Source organism: Aeromonas sp. YN13HZO-058, from assembly GCF_001921245.1.
Lineage (GTDB): Bacteria > Pseudomonadota > Gammaproteobacteria > Enterobacterales > Aeromonadaceae > Aeromonas > Aeromonas allosaccharophila.
The window spans coordinates 28,699-48,401 of record NZ_MQSY01000038.1 but is presented as its reverse complement, the minus strand read 5'-3'; the positions used below and the strand labels follow the sequence as shown (position 1 = coordinate 48,401).

Here is a 19,703-nt window from a genome sequence, read left to right as displayed (position 1 = left end):
ACGAAACGCATCTGGTCTCCGGTTTATTCGATATTGCCGATAAGGCTCTGCGCGATCACCGCTTCCGGCATCATCTCCCGGAGTCCTGCAATCAGCTTATCTCCAGCCTCTTGCAAGGCGGCCAGCGGCATCTCGGGCAGGCTCTCCAGAATGAACCACATCTGGCCCGAATCGACACTTAGTCGGGTGCGCACCCCCTGCCGCCAGTTCCAGCGCCGACAGGTTACCCCCTTGTCATCCCGCCAGACTACCTCGCCGGGTTCCGGAGATTCGTGGGCGGGTTCGCCCCCTTTCATGGTATCGAACTGCTCGCTGCCATCGGCTACTACCAGTCGCGGCAGTCCCTCATAGGCGCACAGGTTTTCGCCACCGACTGGAATGGCGTAGCGGATGCTGATGGCATTGTAGAGATCGACCACGGGATCGATGGCGGGCAGGTTGCCATCGCGGGCGACCCGTTTTCTCAGGGCCTCGGCGGAGCAGGGAGTCCGCTGCGGCTTGGCGCCGAACTTTCTGAACAGCTCGGCCCAGGCGGCGAGATGTGCCTCTGCCCACGGCACATCGGCGGTCAGCATGGCGGTGCAGGCTTCATCAAGGGCGCGCGCCCCCACGTTCGGGTCAACCACGGTCGCGGCTTGCACCGTGATACTCAGGGCGCGAAAGCCGGGGGCCAGTTGGCTGACGTCGGGGGAGATATGGGGGGTAATCAGTGACATAACGACTCCAGAATCGAAAGAGGCGAGGGGGCGCAGCTGCCGGACAGCATAGCGGCAACGGCAAATCCGGTTTGAGAGCCATCATGCGTGAACATGTTAAATAAGAAAATTTACATGTTCTTAATGGTCATAAGCTTCATGAATGAAAAAAGTGCGCTCGCGGAGATGGCTGGCGCGGAGAATAAGGACATTCCGCCGCTTCCGGTTTGATCCGGCAATGCCCCTTTGCCGCGCTTATCCGCAGCGGCAGCCGCTGGCCGCCCGGCGCCCTTCTGATACTCGCAATGGTCATGCCCAGGCACGAGGCAGCGATTCAAATCACGCGACGGCTCAATGAGTTGACTATTGTTGGCGTTTTTTTCATCGTTCTGGCCCCGCTTATGCACACCTTCTCACATCACCACCAAGGGCTGCCATCGCGGAGAGATATCATGATCAGTACCCTGCTTCCCCTTGCCTCAATCGCCCTCAAGCTGGGCAGTCAGCTGCTTGGCAGCAGTAGCAAACCTGAGCCTGTGCAACAAACCGTGCAGGAGGAGCGCCTGCCGCCGACCGTCCAGAGCCTGTTCCAGCGGCTGGGAGCCAAGGATGCCAATAGCGAGCAGAACCGCGCTGCCATCAACCACTTTATGGGTGAGCTGATGCAGACTCTGGGGCAGGAAAATAGCGGTCAGTCACTTCCTGCCGCCATCGATAGCGCCCGCAGCCAGCTGGCGAGCGGGACCCAGAGCACCCGCCTCGACGCGCTGCAAAGCGAGCTCGATACCCTCAAGGGCACCCTTGGTGCCAGCGATCTCAACCTCGATCAGCTGCTCGGCGCCTTTAAACAGACTCTGCCCAATGGCAAGGGGGAAGGGGTTGGCAAACTGCTCAATGCCAGCGCCTGAACGGCGGTGAGCAATAAAAAACGGCAGCCTCTGGTTGCCGTTTTTATTAATTTTCTACCGATGAATATGATAAAAATGTCAGTTGATTTTTGTTAAAATGGATTATAAAACTATAGAGTAGCACAGGCAGATAAGCAGTAATGTATATATGGACATTATATATGCGCGATAATCTTTGAATATGTTTTTTGGTGGAAAGTTGTATAAAGAGAATGCTGTGACCAATAAAAATGTAAAAATTCCAGTTGATAATACAACTATAGGGGCTGTTTTAGAGTCGGTATTAAATGCAGACATTGCAATTGTGATAATGAAAGTGATTACAGCACAAAAGAAACTCAGTTGTTCAATGTTTTTCTTTGATTGAGTATCAAGTTCTGCTTTAATCGATTCACGAATTTCTCTTTCCAGTTGTTTTGTTTTTGCTTCAGTAAATTTTCTATCCCGAAGTCTTTCCTTATGCATGAGAGATGCATTATTAAATGCGATGGTGTTCTTGTAAGGCTCAAAACTTATAATATAGTCAAGTTGCTTTTCTGCATTTAGATAGTCTAGCGTTTCCAAGGTGTCTCTGAAAATATCAATTTCATAATTATAAACCACCTTCATTAAATCGTTATTTTCATGTCCCCATGACTCTATACATTTTCTGTATAAATGGATGGCATCAAAACGTGTATTTGTATTGCGAATTAAAATATGTGCCGATGTATGTAGGAACTCTATGTTAAATGGGTATTTCTTTGTATATGAAGTTGCTATGCACTCCAAACTATCAGATTCATCAGTGATTCCCCAAAGCAATTCTAATCGAACAAACTCCAATGGTTCTAGTTGTGATGGAGAGCATTCAGGCATCTTATCGTCTATAAGAGAAATAAAGTGAGATGCTTGCTCGTACTTACTGATTTTTGAGAAAAAATCCCACCATCTTCTTGTTTGCTTTATAGGCCAAGTGATTTTATTATACGTCCCAATGAGAACAAATTTATCCAGTAGAAATTTAAATAGGGTATCAATATCTTGCAGTTTGTTTTCTGATATGGCTTGTAACAATTCATTTTGGTATCTTGATATGTCATTATGTACTTGCGATGCAGTTTCTTTTGAAAGTAGAGTCATTGTTATTTCTCTTTGACATATTAGGTAGAGTTAAGGATGTTACCAGGTACGAATTGATGCGACTATATCAAACTTAAGGCGTCATAAAAAGACATGGTATGAAGCATATGTGCTCATTGAACCCACATTTAATAATATCTGCCCCATAAAAGATAAGTGAGCAGTTCCGATTAATGAGTCATCATAAAGATGATTTACGTTGCTGTTTTTAAAATGAAAGGTTAGTGTTAATGCTATTTTTATAAAATATCTGTAATAGAAAAATCTCAATATCTTATTGGGTGTCATGAACATCCTTGTTGGTGACGGACAAATAGCAAAACGGCAACTTCGGGTTGCCGTTTTGCTTTCTTATTCGAATGACAAGCAGGTTGGTTCAACCCGCCCGTTTGGCCAGCCACTGTTCTGCAGCGGTAAGGGCCGCTTCTACCTGCTCGCGGGCAACGCCACCTTTGGCGACCCGCTTGGCGAGGGTCGCTTCCAGCTCCAGATTGGGGTAGACGTCGAACTCGATCACCGGGCTGAAGCGTTGGAATTCGCCGATGGAGAGCTCCTCCAGCGGGCGACCCACGCTGATGGCGAATACCACAGTTTCGCCGACGATATGGTGCGCTTCACGGAACGGAATGCCCTTGGCTACCAGATAGTCTGCCAGCTCGGTGGCGTTGGCGTAGCCGCCCTGCGCCGCCGCCATGGTGCGCTCGCCATTCACTTTCAGATCGATCAGCACCAGCGCCGCCATATCGAGGCAGTCGTGCCAGGTGTCGAGGGCATCGAACAGCCCCTCTTTGTCTTCCTGCATGTCCTTGTTGTAGGCCAGCGGCAGCGCCTTGAGGCTCATCAGCATGCCCATCTGGGCGCCGACCACCCGACCGGTCTTGCCACGAATAAGCTCCAGCGCATCCGGGTTCTTCTTCTGCGGCATCAGGGAGGAACCCGAGGTGACAGCATCGGACAACTCGACAAAGCCTGCCTCACCGGTGTTGTAGAAGATAAGGTCTTCGGCAAAGCGCGACAGGTGGGTCATGGAGAGGGACGCCACATGCATCAGCTCCACCACGTGATCCCGATCGGAGACCGAATCCAGACTGTTGCGGGTGGCGCCGGCAAAGCCCATGTCGAGCGCCAGCGCTTCGCGGTCGATGGCGTAGGCGGTACCCGCCAGCGCACCGCAGCCGAGCGGGCTGGTATCGAGGCGCTTGAGGGCATCCTGCAGGCGAGAGTAGTCCCGCTCCAGCATCTCCACATAGGCCAGCGCCCAGTGGGCGAAGGTGACCGGTTGGGCCCGCTGCAGGTGGGTGTAACCGGGCAGCACGGCCGCCTGATTGGCACGGGCGGAGGCGACCAGCCCCTGCTGCAGGGCGGTGATGGAGCCGAGCAGCAGCTCGCCCTGCGCCTTGCACCAGAGTTTCAGGTCGGTGGCGACCTGATCGTTGCGCGAGCGGCCGGTGTGTAGCTTCTTGCCGAGATCGCCGACGGCGGCAATCAGCTGGCTCTCGACCCAGGAGTGGATATCTTCGGCGTCCGAGCTCAGGATCTGCTGGGGATCCTGCTGCACCGAGGCGAGCAGCACCTCCATCGCCTGTTGCAGTTTGCCCTGCTCATCGGTGGTCAACACTCCCACTTTTACCAGCGCTTTGGCCCAGGCCATGGAGCCCTGAATATCCTGCTCCGCCAAGCGGTAATCGAACCGCAGCGAATCGTTGAACTGCTTGAACCGGCTATCGGCTCCCTGACTGAAGCGTCCACCCCAAAGTGCCATACTGCTCTCCTTGAATGCGTTGTCGGCGGCGCCCTGGCCACCGAGCTTGAAATCGTGCCCTGTTTTTCTGCGAGTCTGTTATCTCACAGAAGCGGCCGGGGCGCTGCCGCTCTTGTCACACCCGCCGATGATGGGTCAGGGGTTATGCCCTCTGCCTGTAGAAGAGGGGGCCATGCCCCCTCAACGGAATCAACGGGTTATCGCGCTTGCTTAGCCGTGGGTGTGGTCGCCACCGATAGCCTGATGCTGCTCTTTCATGGCGCGGATCCGGCTGGCCAGGGTGTAGAGACGGATAAAGCCTTCGGCATGGCTCTGGTCATACACTTCATCGGCGCCGAAGGTGGCGAAGTCTTCGGAGTAGAGGCTGTTGGGTGACTTCTTCTGCACCGCGGTGACCTGACCCTTGTACATCTTCAGCACCACTTCACCGTCGAGATCTTCGGCGATGGCGTTGGCAGAGGCGACGATCGCCTTGCACAGCGGAGTGAACCAGCGACCGTCATAGACCAGATGGGAGAACTCGGCCCCCAGCTTTTCCCGCCAGGCGCGGGTCGGGCGATCCAGTACCAGCTCTTCCACGGCGCGCAGCGCGGCGACCATCACGGTACCGCCCGGGGTCTCGTAGCAGCCGCGGGACTTCATCCCCACCATCCGGTTTTCGGTGATGTCGATGCGGCCCACGCCGTGCTTGCCGGCACGCTCGTTCAGGGTCATCAGGATCTGGTGCGGGCTGAGCGGCTGGTCGTCAACGGCCACTACTTCGCCTTTGGCCACGGTCAGCTTGACGTACTCCGGCTGATCCGGGGCCTGCTCGGCCGATACGGTCCACTGCCAGACCGCTTCGGACGGCTCGTTCCAGGTGCTCTCCAGCTCGCCACCCTCGGTGGAGATGTGCCAGGCGTTAGCGTCGCGGCTGTAGATCTTCTTCAGGGTCGCCTTGCAGGGGATGCCGCGGGTCTCCAGATAGGCCAGCAGATCTTCCCGGGAGCGCATGTCCCACAGACGCCACGGGGCGATCACTTTCAGCTGGGGCGCCAGCGCAGCGACCGCACCTTCGAAACGCACCTGATCGTTGCCCTTGCCGGTACAGCCGTGGGAGATGGCATCGGCTCCTTCCGCCAGTGCCGCTTCGACCATCGCCTTGGCGATGATCGGGCGGGCCATGGAGGTGCCCAGCAGATAGGTGCCCTCATAGACGGCGCCGGTCTTCAGGGTCGGGTAGACGTACTCTTTGACGAACTCTTCGCGCAGATCCTTGATGATGCACTTGGTGGCACCGGAGGCGATGGCTTTTTGCTCGATCCCTTCCAGATCGTCACGCTCCTGACCCACGTCGGCCACGAAGGCGATGATTTCGGCGTCATAGTGCTCTTTCAGCCAGGGAATGATGGCCGAGGTATCCAGTCCACCCGAGTAAGCCAGTACGATCTTGTTGATTCCGCTCATGTTACTTCTCTCCGTGATGATTCGATGATGATTCAATAAAAGGGTCGTGATTCAGGTTGATTGCCGCGTTACTTGTTGCCCTGACTATTTATGCCCAAACAGGGTCAGCAACACGGCGTTCTGGATATGCATCCGGTTTTCGGCCTCGTCCATGATGAGGGAGGCAGGGCCATCCATCACCTGCGAGGTGATCTCCAGCTCCCGGTGCGCCGGTTGGCAGTGCAGCACGTGCTGGATGCCGGTCCGGTCGAGCAGGGCCTGGTTGATCTGGTAAGGCATAAAGAGCTCGGTGACTTGCTCCATCGGGGTGTTGTCGCCCATGGAGACCCAGGTATCTGTGTAGGCCACGTCAAACCCTTCGATATCCGCCACGTCATCGCTGATGTGGATGGTCGCCCCCGACTTGGCCGCCAGTGCCTGCGCCTGCAGGAAGATCTGGGTATCCGGGCCGTGGCCTTTCGGGCAGATGAGGGTGACATCGGTGCCCAGAGTGGCCCCCAGCAGCAGCAGAGAGTGGCTGACGTTGTTGCCATCACCGAGGTAGGCGAGTTTTACCTTCGACAGGTCGTCGTAGTGCTCGGCAATGGTCATAAAGTCGGCCAGCCCCTGACAGGGGTGGTAGAGGTTGCACAGGCTGTTCACTACCGGCACAGAGCCGTGCTCTGCCAGCTCGACCAGGGTCTGGTGATCGAACACCCGGGCGACGATGGCATCACACCAGCGTGACAGGTTGGCGGCGAAATCCTTCACCGACTCCCGCTTGCCCAGCGCGCCGTTCTGCTGATCCAGATAGACGCTGTGGCCGCCGAGCCGGGCGATGCCGATGTCGAAGGTGACCCGGGTACGCAGGGAGGGCTTCTCGAACAGGGTGACCACGCTCTTGCCGGCCAGCGCCTGGCTGTACTTCTTCGGGTCGGCCTTGACCGCTTTGCCCAGCGCAATCAGCGCTTCAATCTGGGCTTTGTTCAGATCACTGTCTTTCAGAAGATGTTGCATCGGATGTTCCTTGTTCCGGTGGAGATTAAATGGCCACTTGGGTGCCGACCGCGCCGCCAGCCAGCAGCTTGAGCAGCTGATCCGGGTAACGCCAGCTGGCGACACAGACCGGCTTGCCGAGGGTCTCGGCGGCGTGCAGAGCCGCTTCTACCTTGACCGCCATACCATCGCGGATCACCCCTTTCTCCATCAGATCCAGCGCGGTCAGCTTGTCGAGCTGGGGCACCAGCTTGCCCTTGCCATCGAGGATGCCGCTCACATCGGAGAGCATCACCAGATCGGCACCGAGCGCCTCGGCAATGGCGGTGGCCGCCTGATCCGCGTTGACGTTCATCAGCTGCCCCTCGGCGGTGATGCCGATGGAGCTCACCACCGGCAGGAAGCCCTGACCGAGGATGCCTGCTACCAGCGCCGGGTTGCCCGGCTTGCACTCGCCGACCGCGCCGAGATCCGGGTCGAGCTGGGTGACCTGACAGAGGCCGCCGTCGGCGAGGCAGAGCCCCACCGCCGGAATGCCGGTGGCGATGGCCTTGGCCATCATCTGCTTGTTGGCCGTGCCCGCCAGCGCCCCGGCAATAAAGGGGATCTGCTCGAACGGGGTCACCCGCAGACCGTTCTTCTTGGTGGAGGTGAGACCCAGCCCCTTGAGCAGGTCATCCACCAGACAGCCACCGCCGTGCACCAGCACCAGCGGACGGTGCTGATCGTCGAGAAAGGTTTTGAGGGTGGCGAACAGGGCGGTCAGCGCCTCGTCGTTCTCGATAAGGGCGCCGCCCAGCTTGATTACCAACGTCTGTTTGTCCATGTTCGAGATCCTTCCTAAGTCCTTAAATCAGGCCGGTGGCCGGTTCAAAACCAAATTTGATATTTATGCACTGCATGGCTTGCGAGGCGGCGCCCTTGAGCAGGTTGTCGATGGCCGAGACCACCACCAGCATGTTGCCCTGCTGTTGCCAGGCGATGTCGCAGTAAGGGGTGTTTGCCACACCGCGAATGGATGGCATCTGGCCGGTGAGGCGCACCAGCGGCTTGCCTTCGTAAGCCTTGAGGAAGGCCTGATCCACCTGGGTGGGGGTGACGCCGTCCGCCAGCTGCACATAGATGGTGGCCAGGATGCCGCGCACATAGTTGCCAAGGTGGGGCTGGAACAGCACCTCCTTGCCGAGGTGATGGCCGATCTCCGGCTGGTGTCTGTGATTGAAGGTGCCGTAGGGATTGAGGCTCACTTCGCAGAAGCTGGTGTTGATGGCTGCCTTGCGACCGGCGCCGGAAACCCCTGAGACGGCGTTGATGATGGGCTGCCACCCCTTGGCAATCAGGCCATCCTGCTGCAGCGGCTTGAGGGCGCACAGCGATGCGGTCGGGTAGCAACCGGGCACCGCAATCAGCTGGGCGGTGGCGATGGCATCGGCATTCCACTCAGCCAGACCGTAGACGGCCTGATCCAGCCACTGTTCGCTGTCGTGGGTGAAGCCGTAGAAGCTGTCGTAAAAGCCCTGATCCTTGACCCGGAAGGCGCCGGAGAGATCGAACACCGGCAGCCCCTTGGCGAGAAACTTGGGGGCAAGCGTGGCGCTCACCTCGTGGGCGGTGGCCAGCAGCACCAGATCGGCCTGGGTCAGGATCCGGGTCATGCCGTCGTCATCCAGCGGCAGCAGCGGCTGATCGAGGGCGCCGACCCACTGGGGATGCAGGGAAGAGAAGCGCTTGTGGGCATCCTGACTGCCGGCGGAGACATAGAGGCCGAACAGTTTGAGTTGTGGGTGGTTCTGTACCAGTGCGGCCAGTTCGGCTCCCGCGTAGCCACTGGCACCGACGATAACGGTGTTAAGCATGTTGAATATTCCAAGTCAGAGTTCGAGATTCACAGCATGACGCTGCAGTGCACAAGGGTGTTCGATCGCCCCTTTGCACAAGTGCGGAGGGGCAATTCAGGCGGGTGTGTGTCGTCGGTTATAGATCAGGTGACAGAACATTAACTTTCCCTTACAACTAGAAGCCTTTGTTGATGAGCCAGATATTCAGGTAAAATTACAGAATATTAATGCACTCACTTTGCATTTGTATTTTCTAACAGAAACATTCCGGGGACGCAAGGAGGAGCTGATGGCCAATCTGGATTTTTTTTCACTTTATAAGAATATTATTGCGATTCCCTCTATCAGCAGCACGGATCCCAAGTGGGATCAGAGCAATGAGGCGGTGATCCGGCTGCTGGCTGACTGGTTCGGTCAGCTCGGTTTTCAGTGCGAGGTGACGGCGCTCCCCGACCTGCCGGGCAAGTTCAATCTGGTGGCGACGATCGGTCAGGGGGAGGGCGGTCTGCTGCTGGCGGGCCACACCGATACGGTGCCGTTCGATGAGGGGGGCTGGAGCAAGGATCCCTTCAAGGTGACCGAAGAGGGCAACCGCCTCTATGGCCTCGGCACCATCGATATGAAGGGCTTCTTCGCCTTTATCGTCGAGGCACTGAAAGAGATTGACCTCAAGACGCTCAGCAAGCCGCTGCGCATTCTCGCGACTGCCGACGAAGAGACCACCATGGCGGGGGCTCGCGCCATTGCCGCGGCGGCCGAGCTGAAACCCGACTACGCCGTGATTGGCGAGCCGACCGGACTGGTGCCGGTGGTGGCCCACAAGGGGCATATGTCGGAGGCGATCCGCATTACCGGCAAGAGCGGTCACAGCTCGGATCCCGCCAACGGCGTCAACGCCATGGAGATCATGCACAAGGCGATGGGGCAGGTGCTGCGCTTGCAGCAGGATCTGAAAGATCGCTACGCTGACCACCGCTTTGCCGTGCCACAGCCGACCCTGAACCTTGGTTACATTCAGGGGGGCGACAGCCCGAACCGCATCTGCGGCTGCTGCGAGCTGCATATCGATCTGCGACCCACTCCGCAGGTGGGGCCGGACGAGCTGATGGGGATGCTCAAAGAGGCGCTGTCGCCCATCGAAATTCACCAGCCGGGCTGCCTGCATCTGCAACATCTGCACGAGCCCATTCCCGCCTATGCCTGCGCCGACGACTCTGTGCTGGTGCGCGAAGCGGAGAAGGCGAGCGGCCGCGCCGCTGAGTCGGTCAACTACTGCACCGAGGCACCGTTTATCCAGCAGCTTGGTTGCGAGACTATAGTGATGGGCCCCGGCCATATCACCCAGGCGCACCAGCCGGATGAGTATCTCGACCTCTCCTTCGTCAAGCCGACCACCACGGTGTTGCAGCACCTGATCAGACGTTTTTGCCTGTAGCGGCGGCGGTGAAAGGGGCGTAAAACTGTAAGTAAGTTACATAACAAGCCGGTTGTTGAGTGGTGATGGAAATACATGTTCTGAATCGGCCTGTTATTTGACCTTGCGCAGACAATCTGGGTAGATTGTCACCCTAAGATGACGGAGCATATGTTGTAATCGCACAACAATAAGTGAGGTCGTCTTGCACCCCGGATGGGTGTCAGGCACCAACAAGATAAGGATGTGGAATGAACGAAAAGTACGCCGCACTACGCGCCAACGTAGGCATGCTGGGTCAGCTGCTGGGTAAATCCATCAAGGATCATCAGGGTCAGGCCTTTCTCGACAAGATCGAAACCATTCGCCAATTGGCCAAGTCCTCCCGCAAGGGCAATGAATCAGACCGGGAACGTCTGCTCGATACCCTGCGCACCCTGAGTGATAGCGAGCTGCTGCCGGTGGCCCGCGCCTTCAGCCAGTTCCTCAATCTGGCCAACGTGGCGGAACAGTTCCACACCATCTCCCGTCGCTGCGAAGAGCAGGTCTGCACCCCGGATCCGCTGGAGCAGATGTTCGACAAGCTTAAAGCCTCCAACCTGTCGCAGGAGGCCATCATTCAGGCCGTGCGCGAGCTGGATATCGATCTGGTGCTGACCGCTCACCCCACCGAGGTGACCCGTCGTACCCTGATCCACAAGCACGTGCAGCTCAACGACTGCCTCGAGGCGCTGGAGCTCTCCGACCTGCTGCCCCGCGAGCGGGACAAGATCCTCAACCGCATCGAACAGCTGATCAATCAGGCGTGGCACACCAACGAGATCCGCGAACAGCGCCCAACCCCGGTCGACGAGGCCAAGTGGGGCTTTGCGGTGGTGGAGAACAGCCTGTGGCCAGCCATCCCCGAATTCATGCGCAATCTGGACGAGCGTCTGCAACACCATCTGGGTGTGCGGCTGCCGCTGGATGCCGCGCCGGTCAAGTTCACCTCCTGGATGGGCGGTGACCGCGACGGCAACCCCTTCGTCACCGCCAAGGTGACTGCCGAAGTGCTGGAGCTGGGCCGCTGGATGGCGGTGAGCCTGTTCTACAAAGACATCAAGGAGCTCACCTCCGAGCTCTCCATGTCCGACTGTACCAACGCCGTGCGCGCTCGCGTAGGCGATCACCCCGAGCCCTACCGTGCGCTGGTGCGCGAGCTGCGTGAAGCGCTGCGCGAAACCAAGGAGCACCTTACTGCCAAGGTGCAGGGTCAGGTGAGCGAGAGTCGCGACCTGATCACCACCACCGCCCAGCTGCGCGAGCCGCTGGAGCTCTGCTACCACTCACTGCACGCCTGCGGCATGGGCAATATCGCCGATGGCATGTTGCTGGACGTGCTGCGCAAGGTCGCCTGTTTCGGCATCCATCTGGTCAAGCTGGATATCCGTCAGGATGGCGAGCGCCATGGGCTGGTCTTCTCCGAGCTGACCCGCTATCTGGGTCTGGGTGACTACGCCGAGTGGAGCGAAGATGACAAGCAGGCCTTCCTGCTCAATGAACTGAACTCGCGCCGCCCGCTCATTCCCCACGACTGGGAGCCGAGCGCCGAGGTGCGCGAGACGCTGGATACCTGTCAGGTCATCGCCCAGCACGACCCCGATGCGTTCGGCATCTACATCATCTCCATGGCCGGTGCGCCGTCCGACGTGCTGTCGGTACAGCTGCTGCTCAAGGAGGCGGGCTGCAAGTTCCGCATGCCGGTCGCCCCGCTGTTTGAAACCCAGGATGACCTGATGGCAGGCACCGCCGTGATGGAGCGCCTGCTCTCGGTGGACTGGTATCGCGGCTACATTCAGGGCCGTCAGTACGTGATGATCGGTTACTCCGACTCCGCCAAGGATGCGGGGATGATGGCCGCTGGCTGGGCCCAGTACGCTGCCATGGAGTCGCTGGTGGGACTGGCCGAAGCCAACAATATCCGCCTCACCCTGTTCCATGGCCGTGGCGGTACCGTCGGTCGTGGTGGTGCGCCTGCCCATCAGGCCATCCTCTCCCAGCCGCCGGGATCCCTGCGCGGCGGTCTGCGTACCACCGAACAGGGGGAGATGATCCGCTTCAAGTTCGGCCTGCCGAAAGTGGCGATCAAGAGCCTGGAGCTCTACACCAGCGCCGTGCTGGAAGGGAACCTGCTGCCGCCGCCCAAGCCGAAAGAGTGCTGGCGCGAGGTGATGGAACAGCTGGCTGCCGACTCCTGCGATCACTACCGCAGTATCGTGCGCGGTCATCCGGACTTCGTCCCTTACTTCCGTGCCGCTACCCCGGAAATGGAGCTCGGCAAGCTGCCGCTCGGCTCCCGTCCCTCCAAGCGCAAGCCCAACGGCGGCGTCGAGAGCCTGCGCGCTATTCCATGGATCTTCGCCTGGACCCAGAACCGCCTGATGCTGCCGGCCTGGCTCGGTGCCCACAAGGCGCTGCAACAGGCCATCGACGGCGGCAAGCTGGCGGTGCTGGAAGAGATGAGCGCCCAGTGGCCCTTCTTCCGCACTCGCCTCGAGATGCTGGAGATGGTGTTCCTCAAGGCTGACGTCTGGCTCGCCGAGTACTACGACACCCGTCTGGTGCCGCAGGAGCTGTGGGGCCTTGGCAAACAGTTGCGTCAGGAGCTCGCCGAATCCATCGAGGTGGTGCTGAAACTGAGCCCGCGCGAGGATCTGCTGGAGGATCAGCCCTGGATCAAGGAGTCCATCAAGCTGCGCAACCCCTACACAGACCCGCTCAACGTGCTGCAGGCCGAGCTGCTCAACCGCTCCCGCAACCACCCGGAGACCCTGCACCCCGAGCTGGATAAGGCGCTGATGGTCACCATCGCCGGTATTGCCGCAGGTATGCGTAATACGGGTTGATAAATATTACCAAACAGGTCTGAAATAAAAAGAGCGCATAATATGCGCTCTTTTTTTGCGAGCTTATCTCGTCTACTGCATTTAAAGAGAGTGTATCAGATTAGCCTCAAGACTAATGGCTGGATGTAGAAAATTATATAGCAACCCAGTATAACATCATCACAACGCATTTTAGTGGAGCGATATTTTACCTTTAAAATAATGGTGAGTATAATAAAGGTGATGTATATCCAGGCTGAGGGATTGCCCGAGAGATAACTAAATATTATTGAACCGCTCGAAATTAGCAGCAATGCAATTCGATGGACCAGCTTGCTGCTTAACATGAAGGTTGCTGCAACGGCCGCCATCAATATGACGATTATCATCACGAGTGACAGGAAGCACAGCCACCGCTTGCTGCCAGGCCAGCACTGCCTGAAGCCATCATGCCTGCGACACCACTTCCCATAATGGGGCTCAACACGCCGGTAACGGCACCACCAAATGCACCTGCAGCAATCTCTCTCATGTTTGCATCAGGATTGTTGGCAATGACACCCATCACCCCAATAACGGCACCGCCGCCTGCCCATACTACTGGTGCCGCTCTCTTATTACGCTTGCTTTCATTTATATCTCTTATCACGATAAAGCTATCGTGCTCTATGCTGATAACTACCTTGGTTGAATTTGCGATTGTTGATATGGTATCGACATCAACAAATTCACCAGAGTATATAACAGTTGGATTTGAATTTTTGTCTTCTATTTCAATGTATCGACTCGAAAGGTTTACCACCGTGATGTTTTCTTTGTTGAAATTGATACAATACTTTTCATTGGCATTAATAGAGTAATGTTCACCAGCGTGTAGTGTGTTGCAGTTACTCAATGGGCAAGTATTGGCATTGGCATTTGAAATGCTGCACAGCAAAAATGGCTGTGGCCAAACAGAGCTTCATCCGCTATCTCCAGAGTGGTTCATTTGGGAATCAATCATTGATTAAATGAGAATTGTTGTCAATTGTTTTTTCCGAGGGAGTCACTATCGGCACGACATTGGTGATCGCCTTATTAAACTTGTCATTTATTGCCAGGTTCGCGTCTGCAGACAGTAAACAAGCCTCTCGCCTTGCATCCCTCGCCATGCAGGCGCAGACTATTTACACTTGTTTCATGTGATTCTATCCAAGGCAACCATCATGACTCCTGCCATCAACCTGCTGAAGAAGCTCAAAATTCCCCACAAGCTCTACCCCTACGAGTGCGAAGCCCACGACGATTTCGGCAAGCATGCCGCGACCCAGCTCGGGCTGCCGGAGGCGCAGGTGTTCAAGACCCTGGTCGCCCACCACGACAAGCAGGCGGTGGTGGCTATCGTTCCCTCATCCGGCATGTGCAGCCTGAAGCAGTTGGCCAAGGCGACCGGCCTCAAGAAGGTGGAGATGATGAAACCGGCGGAGGCGGAGAAGCTGACCGGTTACAAGGTGGGTGGCATCAGCCCGCTGGCCCAGAAGAAGCTGTTGCCTACCGTGCTCGACGAGTCGGCGCTGCAGTTTGACGAGATCCTGGTGAGTGGCGGCAAGCGCGGCCTCTCGGTCGGGGTGGCGCCGCAGGATATGCTGACGCTGATGAAGTGGATCGCCGCTCCCATCGGCGAAGAGTAGTGCCGGGCACGGCGTGATCCCGCGCTCCGGGCCGGTGTCGGCCCGGACTTCCCCACCGGTGATCGGGCGCGCAAGCCGCAACTGGCCCGCCCTCAACGGGGGGAGAGCCAGTCTATACTGGATGAACCCCGTTGTATGAGTTCAGCCATGATCTATCGACTTCTGTTGCTCTGCCTCTGTTTATCCTTCCCCTCTGCCTTGCTGGCTGCCACCCGTTTTACGCTGCTCAGTCCTGAAAACAGTCAGGATATGCGGATGCGTTATTACCGTGAGGTGATGCAGCTGGCGCTGGAGAAGACCCGCCCCGAATATGGTGACTACGAGTTGCTGGACTCCCTGCCGATGAACAAGGCGCGGATGCGGATCGAGGTGCAGGAGCAGGGCGAAAACGCCCTGTTTATTGTCGACAGCTGGCCCTATCAGGGGGGGGCGGATCAGGTGGCATCGATCCCGTTCCCGATCGATATGGGGATCCTCGGCTATCGGGTCTGTTTCGTCGGCTCGGCTCGGGCTGCCGAGCTGGCGCGGGTGAACACCCTGGATCAGTTGCGCCACTTCACTCTGGGGGCGGGCACCGGCTGGCAGGATGCCGTGATCCTGCGCCACGGCGGGTTGACCGTGCATGAGGTGGATAACTATGAGTCGCTGTTTCGCATGGTGGCGCGGGGGCGCATCGACCTCTTCTGCCGCGGGGCCAACGAGATCCTGCCGGAGTGGCAATCTCATCAGGGCAAGGTGGCTGGGTTGACGGTCGATCGCCATCTGGCCCTCTTCTATCCGCTGATCCACGTGTTCTACAGCAATGCCCACTATGTTCAGGAGCGCGAGCGTCTTGCGCGCGGTCTGCAACTGGCCTGGCAGGATGGTTCCCTCAAGCGGCTCTGGCGTCACCACTTCCAGTCCTCGCTGGTGTTTGCCAATCTGGGGGCTCGCCAGATCTTCCGGCTCGGCAACCCGCTGCTACTCAAGGGGGGTTTTGACTACCGCCCCTACCTTTACAATCCGCAGGCGGATGATTTCGGTTCACTGCCCTGAGCCGGGTTATCAGGTGCACTGGCTCTGATAGAGTAAGGGAGAGATTGTTGCCGCCAAGGAGATGGCCCATGCGCGTATCTGCCCGCATCCTGCTCTTCATCGCGTTGCTGCTGTCCGCCACCGGCAGCGCGGCCCCGGCCTTTACGCTGCGTACCTGCCTCGAAAACAGTGATTCCTACCCCTGGCTGCTGCAATCGGGCGAGGGGATTGTCCAGTATCACCTCAAGGCGGTTGCCACCGCCCTCAATGCCGAGATCGAGCTGACGCCGCTACCGTGGAAGCGCTGCCTCTCTCAGGTGAGCAGTGGCCAGATGGATGCGGCCATCAAGATGAGTTACAGCGTCGAGCGAGCGACCAAGGTGGGGGTCTATCCCATGCGCGGGGGCAAACCAGACCCCGCCAAGCGGCTGCTGATAGAGAGCTACAGCCTCTATCAGCTAAAGGGGGGCAAGAGCCAGTGGGATGGCACCACCCTCAGGGTCAAGGGCATGGTGGCGGCCCAGTCGGGATTTTCCATCGTCGACTTGTTGCTGGCGGCGGGGGCCGAGGTGGATGACTCCAGCCGTGACCCGCTGATTATTTTGAAAAAGCTGGTGATGGATCGGGCGCAGGCGACGGCCATCCAGACCGAGGTGGCTGACAGCATTCTGGCGGCTCATCCCGAGCTGCAAGCCCGTATCGAGCGGCTGTCGCCGGTGCTGGTGGAGAAACCCTACTATCTGGTCTTCTCTCACCACTTCTATCAGGCCTATCCCCAACAAAGCCGGCAGGTGTGGGATGCCATCGAGCAGGTGCGCGACTCAGCTGCCTACCAACGTTATGCCGCGTCGCTCAGAAGCACGCCTCCGGCGGGGGAGTAGGCTGATGGATGCAACTGGCCAAAAAGGGGAAGAGACCATGGGGTGGTGGCTGGGTCGGGCGCCCGCGCTCAGGGGCTACACTGAAAGTACCCCTTCAGCCAAGGCCCGGTTTATGTCCTCCCTGCATCTGCTGGCCGCCGCGCTGCTCTGCCTGTTGTCGCTGACCGGGCAGGCGGCCACCCGGTTTACCTACATCAGCCCGGAGAGCGAGCGGGACCCGCGCACCACCTATGATCGGGAGTTGCTGCGGCTCGCCCTTGAGAAGACCCGCGACCAGTTTGGCGACTATGAGCTGGTCCCCGCACCGCCCATGACCAAGGCGCGCGAGCGGCTCAGCATGCAGCTCGACAGCTACCCCAACCTCTTTGTGATGGACAGCTACAGCAGCACCCGCGAGGGGCTGGGGCTCACCTATGTCCGTTTTCCCATCCATCTGGGCATCGTCAGCTACCGCATCTGTTTCGTCAGCCCACAGCAAAAGGCGGCGGTGAGCAGAGTGACCGACCTCAAGGGGCTGCGTCAGTTCACCTTTGGTCAGGGCAAGGGGTGGCTGGATGTGGATATCCTGCGCTACGCCGGGATGGAGGTGGTTGAGGTAGAGGGGTACGAGAAGCTGTTCAAGATGGTGGCGCGGGGCCGCTTCGATCTCTTCTGCCGCGGGGCGAGCGAGCTGCGCAGCGAGCAGCTCACCCACAAGGAGATAGCGGATCTGCTGGTGGATGAGGCGCTGTTGATCTACTACCCACTGCCCCGGGTCTTCTACACCAACCCCAATAATCGCGAGGCACTGTTACGGGTCGAGCAGGGGTTGCAACTGGCATGGCAGGATGGTTCGCTACAGGCGCTGTGGCGCAAGAGTTTTGGCCCGGCCATCGCCTTTGCCAAGTTTTCCCAGCGCCGACTGCTGCGGCTGGATAACCCCTTCCTCGAGGGGATCAGCTTCGATTACCGCCCCTACTTCTACAATCCGCAGACCGATCGCTTCGGTGATTATTGAGGTGCCTGCCGCGTGCGACAGAGGGCCAGCCAGGCCTCGGCGGTGCGCGACAGATAGCGCTCGCTCGGCCAGATCACCCCGAGTCGCCAGCTCAGTTCGGGCTCAAGCGGCCGCAGCACCAACCCATCGGGGGTCAACCGGTTGCAGACCGGCTCCGGCAAGAAGGCGACCCCCATGCCGCTGCGTACCATGGCGGTGAGAAAATCCCACTGGCTGCTGCGCGCCGCCACCTGCGGCACAAAGCCCGCCTCCTGACACGCCTGCTCCAGCCGCTCGCTCAGGGTAAATGCCTGGGTATAGAGCAGGAAGGGCTCCTCCTGCAGGGACTCCAGCCGCAGCGGCGCATCGCCGCGCCAGCGCGGTTGATCCGGCAGCACCACCCTAATCGGGTATTGATCCAGCTCGAGCGCACTGAGGGCGCCCCCCTCTTTGGTCGGCAGCATGGTGATGGCGAGATCCAGCTCCCCCTCCAGCACCGCCTGTTCGATGCGGCGACCGCCGTACTCCACCAGCGTCAGCTCCACCTTGGGATAGCGGGTGCGGTAGGCGCGGATCAGATCCGCATAGACGTGCCCCACCATGGGTGGAATGCCGAGGGTGAGGCGACCGTGTTGCAGGCTCTGCAGATCCGCCAGTTCGGCCTCCAGCTGCTGCATCTGGGCCAGAATAATCTGGGCCCGGTTGAACAGCACCTGGCCGCTGTCGGTCAGGGTGAAGCGGCGTCCCTCCCGGTTAAGCAGGGGTTGGCCCAGCTCCTCTTCGATATTGCGGATCATCTTGCTGATGGTGGGCTGGGTGACGAACAGCTTTTCAGAGGCGCGGGTGAAGCTTTTTTCCCGCACCAGTTCGACAAAATAGCGCAGGGCGCGAATATCCATGGACTCTCTCGACTCGTGTTGGCGGGTACGGGATGAAGTATGCCTATGCGGCATGAATTTGATAATTTTAATTCATTTCTGGCAGGTTTTGCTCAACTCTATACTGTGAGCCGGTTCACAGAAAGACGACGATCATGAAAGCCCTCTGCTTGCGCTGGTTACAGACTCCCTTCCAGATTGTGTTGCTGGCAGCCATCTGGCTGCTGGCCGATATCGCGGTGCGCACCCTCCATCTGCCGCTGCCCGCCAACCTCACCGGCATGTTGCTGTTGCTGGCTTGCATCCTGCTCGGGGTGGTCAAGGCGCAGTGGTTTGAGGCCGGTGCTCGCTGGCTGCTGGCGGAGATGCTGTTGTTCTTCGTCCCCGCCGTGGTGGCGGTGGTCAACTATCAGGAGCTGCTGCTGCAAGAGGGGTGGCGGATCATGGTGGTGCTGCTGGTGAGTACCACGCTAGTGCTCGGCACCACCGCGCTGGTGGTGGACCGGGTTTACCGCCTCGAACTGAAACTGGCCCGCCGGAGTCGCCGTCATGTCTGATACCCTGCTCGGGCTGCTCTGCTTCGCCCTCACTCTAATCTTCTACTACGCCAGCAAATGGCTCTACGGCAAAAAGCGCATCCTGCCGCTGATGCCGCTACTGCTGGCGCCGACCCTGCTGGTGGCGGTGGTGCTGCTGTTCCACATCCCCTATCAGGATTACATGGCGGAATCCCACTGGCTGCTCTGGCTGCTGGGCCCCGCCACCGTTGCCTTCGCCGTGCCGGTCTACGAGAACCGCCAGCTCATTCGCCGCCACTGGCTGTCGCTGTCAGTGGGGGTGTTCGCTTCCGTCATCATGGCGGTGGGCAGTACCGTGCTGCTGGCCCGCTGGCTGGATCTCTCCGACATGCTGCAGCGCAGTCTGGCGATGCGCTCCATCACCACGCCGTTTGCGGTAGAGGCGACCCGCGCCATCGGCGGTCAGAGCGATCTCACCGCGCTGTTTGTGGTGCTGACCGGGGTGATTGGTATGGCGGTGGGGGAGAGCGTGCTCACCGTGCTGGCCATTCGCAGCCGTCTTGGCAAGGGGGCGGGCTTTGGTGCCTCGGCCCACGGTGCCGGTACCGCCAAGGCCTATCAGATGGGCAACGAGGAGGGGGTGGTCTCCAGCATGGTGATGATGATCGCCGGCATGGTGACCGTGCTGCTGGCGCCCCTGCTGGGCCAGATGTTCTGGTAGGTCGAGTTTCCCTTTAGAAGG

At 58.6% G+C, this 19,703-nt stretch carries 18 protein-coding genes; 9 read left to right on the top strand and 9 right to left on the bottom strand.

Going from position 1 to position 19,703, the window contains the following annotated elements:
* Positions 1-23 precede the first annotated feature (23 nt).
* Positions 24-716 (bottom strand): B3/4 domain-containing protein, encoded by a 693-nt coding sequence (locus BSP75_RS08775; RefSeq protein ID WP_075112911.1) that lies wholly within the window; start codon positions 714-716, stop codon positions 24-26.
* 431 nt (positions 717-1,147) lie between these two features.
* On the opposite strand from BSP75_RS08775, the gene BSP75_RS08770 reads away from it, so the two are divergent.
* A complete protein-coding gene (locus tag BSP75_RS08770; protein ID WP_075112910.1) occupies positions 1,148-1,603 on the top strand; it encodes a hypothetical protein in 456 nt (151 codons plus the stop codon).
* 102 nt (positions 1,604-1,705) lie between these two features.
* Here the strand turns inward: BSP75_RS08770 and BSP75_RS21525 are convergent, their stop codons facing one another.
* From BSP75_RS21525 to argC, 6 genes are all read right to left on the bottom strand, one after another.
* Complete coding sequence (locus BSP75_RS21525; protein ID WP_148140667.1) at positions 1,706-2,725, bottom strand: hypothetical protein; 1,020 nt, start codon at positions 2,723-2,725, stop codon at positions 1,706-1,708.
* A gap of 376 nt (positions 2,726-3,101) precedes the next feature.
* Positions 3,102-4,487, bottom strand: a complete 1,386-nt coding sequence (argH, locus tag BSP75_RS08760) for an argininosuccinate lyase (protein WP_075112908.1) — start codon at positions 4,485-4,487, stop codon at positions 3,102-3,104.
* Positions 4,488-4,697: 210 nt separating this feature from the next.
* Positions 4,698-5,933, bottom strand: a complete 1,236-nt coding sequence (locus tag BSP75_RS08755) for an argininosuccinate synthase (protein ID WP_058053385.1) — start codon at positions 5,931-5,933, stop codon at positions 4,698-4,700.
* An 84-nt stretch (positions 5,934-6,017) separates the two neighbouring features.
* On the bottom strand, positions 6,018-6,929 hold the full coding sequence (locus BSP75_RS08750) for an ornithine carbamoyltransferase (RefSeq protein ID WP_075112907.1): 912 nt from the start codon (positions 6,927-6,929) through the stop codon (positions 6,018-6,020).
* A gap of 25 nt (positions 6,930-6,954) precedes the next feature.
* Entirely contained in the window at positions 6,955-7,734 is a 780-nt protein-coding gene (gene argB, locus BSP75_RS08745; protein WP_005336097.1) for an acetylglutamate kinase, read from the bottom strand.
* Positions 7,735-7,756: 22 nt separating this feature from the next.
* On the bottom strand, positions 7,757-8,764 hold the full coding sequence (argC, locus tag BSP75_RS08740; RefSeq protein ID WP_075112906.1) for an N-acetyl-gamma-glutamyl-phosphate reductase: 1,008 nt from the start codon (positions 8,762-8,764) through the stop codon (positions 7,757-7,759).
* A gap of 271 nt (positions 8,765-9,035) precedes the next feature.
* Between argC and argE the strand changes: the two genes are divergently transcribed.
* Entirely contained in the window at positions 9,036-10,181 is a 1,146-nt protein-coding gene (argE, locus tag BSP75_RS08735) for an acetylornithine deacetylase (protein WP_075112905.1), read from the top strand.
* A gap of 230 nt (positions 10,182-10,411) precedes the next feature.
* Positions 10,412-13,045: a phosphoenolpyruvate carboxylase gene (gene ppc, locus BSP75_RS08730; protein WP_075112904.1), complete on the top strand. Its 2,634-nt coding sequence runs from the start codon at positions 10,412-10,414 to the stop codon at positions 13,043-13,045.
* Positions 13,046-13,412: 367 nt separating this feature from the next.
* On the opposite strand, the gene BSP75_RS08720 is transcribed toward ppc, so the two are convergent.
* Positions 13,413-13,961, bottom strand: coding sequence for a hypothetical protein (locus BSP75_RS08720; RefSeq protein ID WP_253186621.1), 549 nt, complete (start codon positions 13,959-13,961; stop codon positions 13,413-13,415).
* A gap of 268 nt (positions 13,962-14,229) precedes the next feature.
* On the opposite strand from BSP75_RS08720, the gene ybaK reads away from it, so the two are divergent.
* From ybaK to BSP75_RS08700, 4 genes are all read left to right on the top strand, one after another.
* The gene (gene ybaK / locus BSP75_RS08715) at positions 14,230-14,694 is read left to right on the top strand and encodes a Cys-tRNA(Pro) deacylase (RefSeq protein ID WP_005336092.1); all 465 of its coding nucleotides are present in this window, start codon (positions 14,230-14,232) and stop codon (positions 14,692-14,694) included.
* Positions 14,695-14,841: 147 nt separating this feature from the next.
* Positions 14,842-15,729, top strand: a complete 888-nt coding sequence (locus BSP75_RS08710) for a hypothetical protein (protein WP_075112902.1) — start codon at positions 14,842-14,844, stop codon at positions 15,727-15,729.
* Between the two features lie 68 nt (positions 15,730-15,797).
* Entirely contained in the window at positions 15,798-16,589 is a 792-nt protein-coding gene (locus tag BSP75_RS08705) for a transporter substrate-binding domain-containing protein (protein WP_075112901.1), read from the top strand.
* A gap of 112 nt (positions 16,590-16,701) precedes the next feature.
* Positions 16,702-17,586, top strand: a complete 885-nt coding sequence (locus BSP75_RS08700) for a hypothetical protein (RefSeq protein WP_075112966.1) — start codon at positions 16,702-16,704, stop codon at positions 17,584-17,586.
* On the opposite strand, the gene BSP75_RS08695 is transcribed toward BSP75_RS08700, so the two are convergent.
* Positions 17,580-18,464, bottom strand: a complete 885-nt coding sequence (locus tag BSP75_RS08695; protein WP_075112900.1) for a LysR family transcriptional regulator — start codon at positions 18,462-18,464, stop codon at positions 17,580-17,582. The genes BSP75_RS08700 and BSP75_RS08695 overlap by 7 nt on opposite strands.
* A 134-nt stretch (positions 18,465-18,598) precedes the next feature.
* Here BSP75_RS08695 and BSP75_RS08690 point away from each other — a divergent pair, with 134 nt between their 5' ends.
* Together BSP75_RS08690 and BSP75_RS08685 are read left to right on the top strand one after the other, a co-directional pair.
* Entirely contained in the window at positions 18,599-19,000 is a 402-nt protein-coding gene (locus BSP75_RS08690) for a CidA/LrgA family protein (protein ID WP_042058828.1), read from the top strand.
* Positions 18,993-19,682: an LrgB family protein gene (locus BSP75_RS08685; RefSeq protein ID WP_042058778.1), complete on the top strand. Its 690-nt coding sequence runs from the start codon at positions 18,993-18,995 to the stop codon at positions 19,680-19,682. The genes BSP75_RS08690 and BSP75_RS08685 overlap by 8 nt, the downstream gene beginning before the upstream one ends.
* The last annotated feature ends 21 nt before the right edge of the window (positions 19,683-19,703 follow it).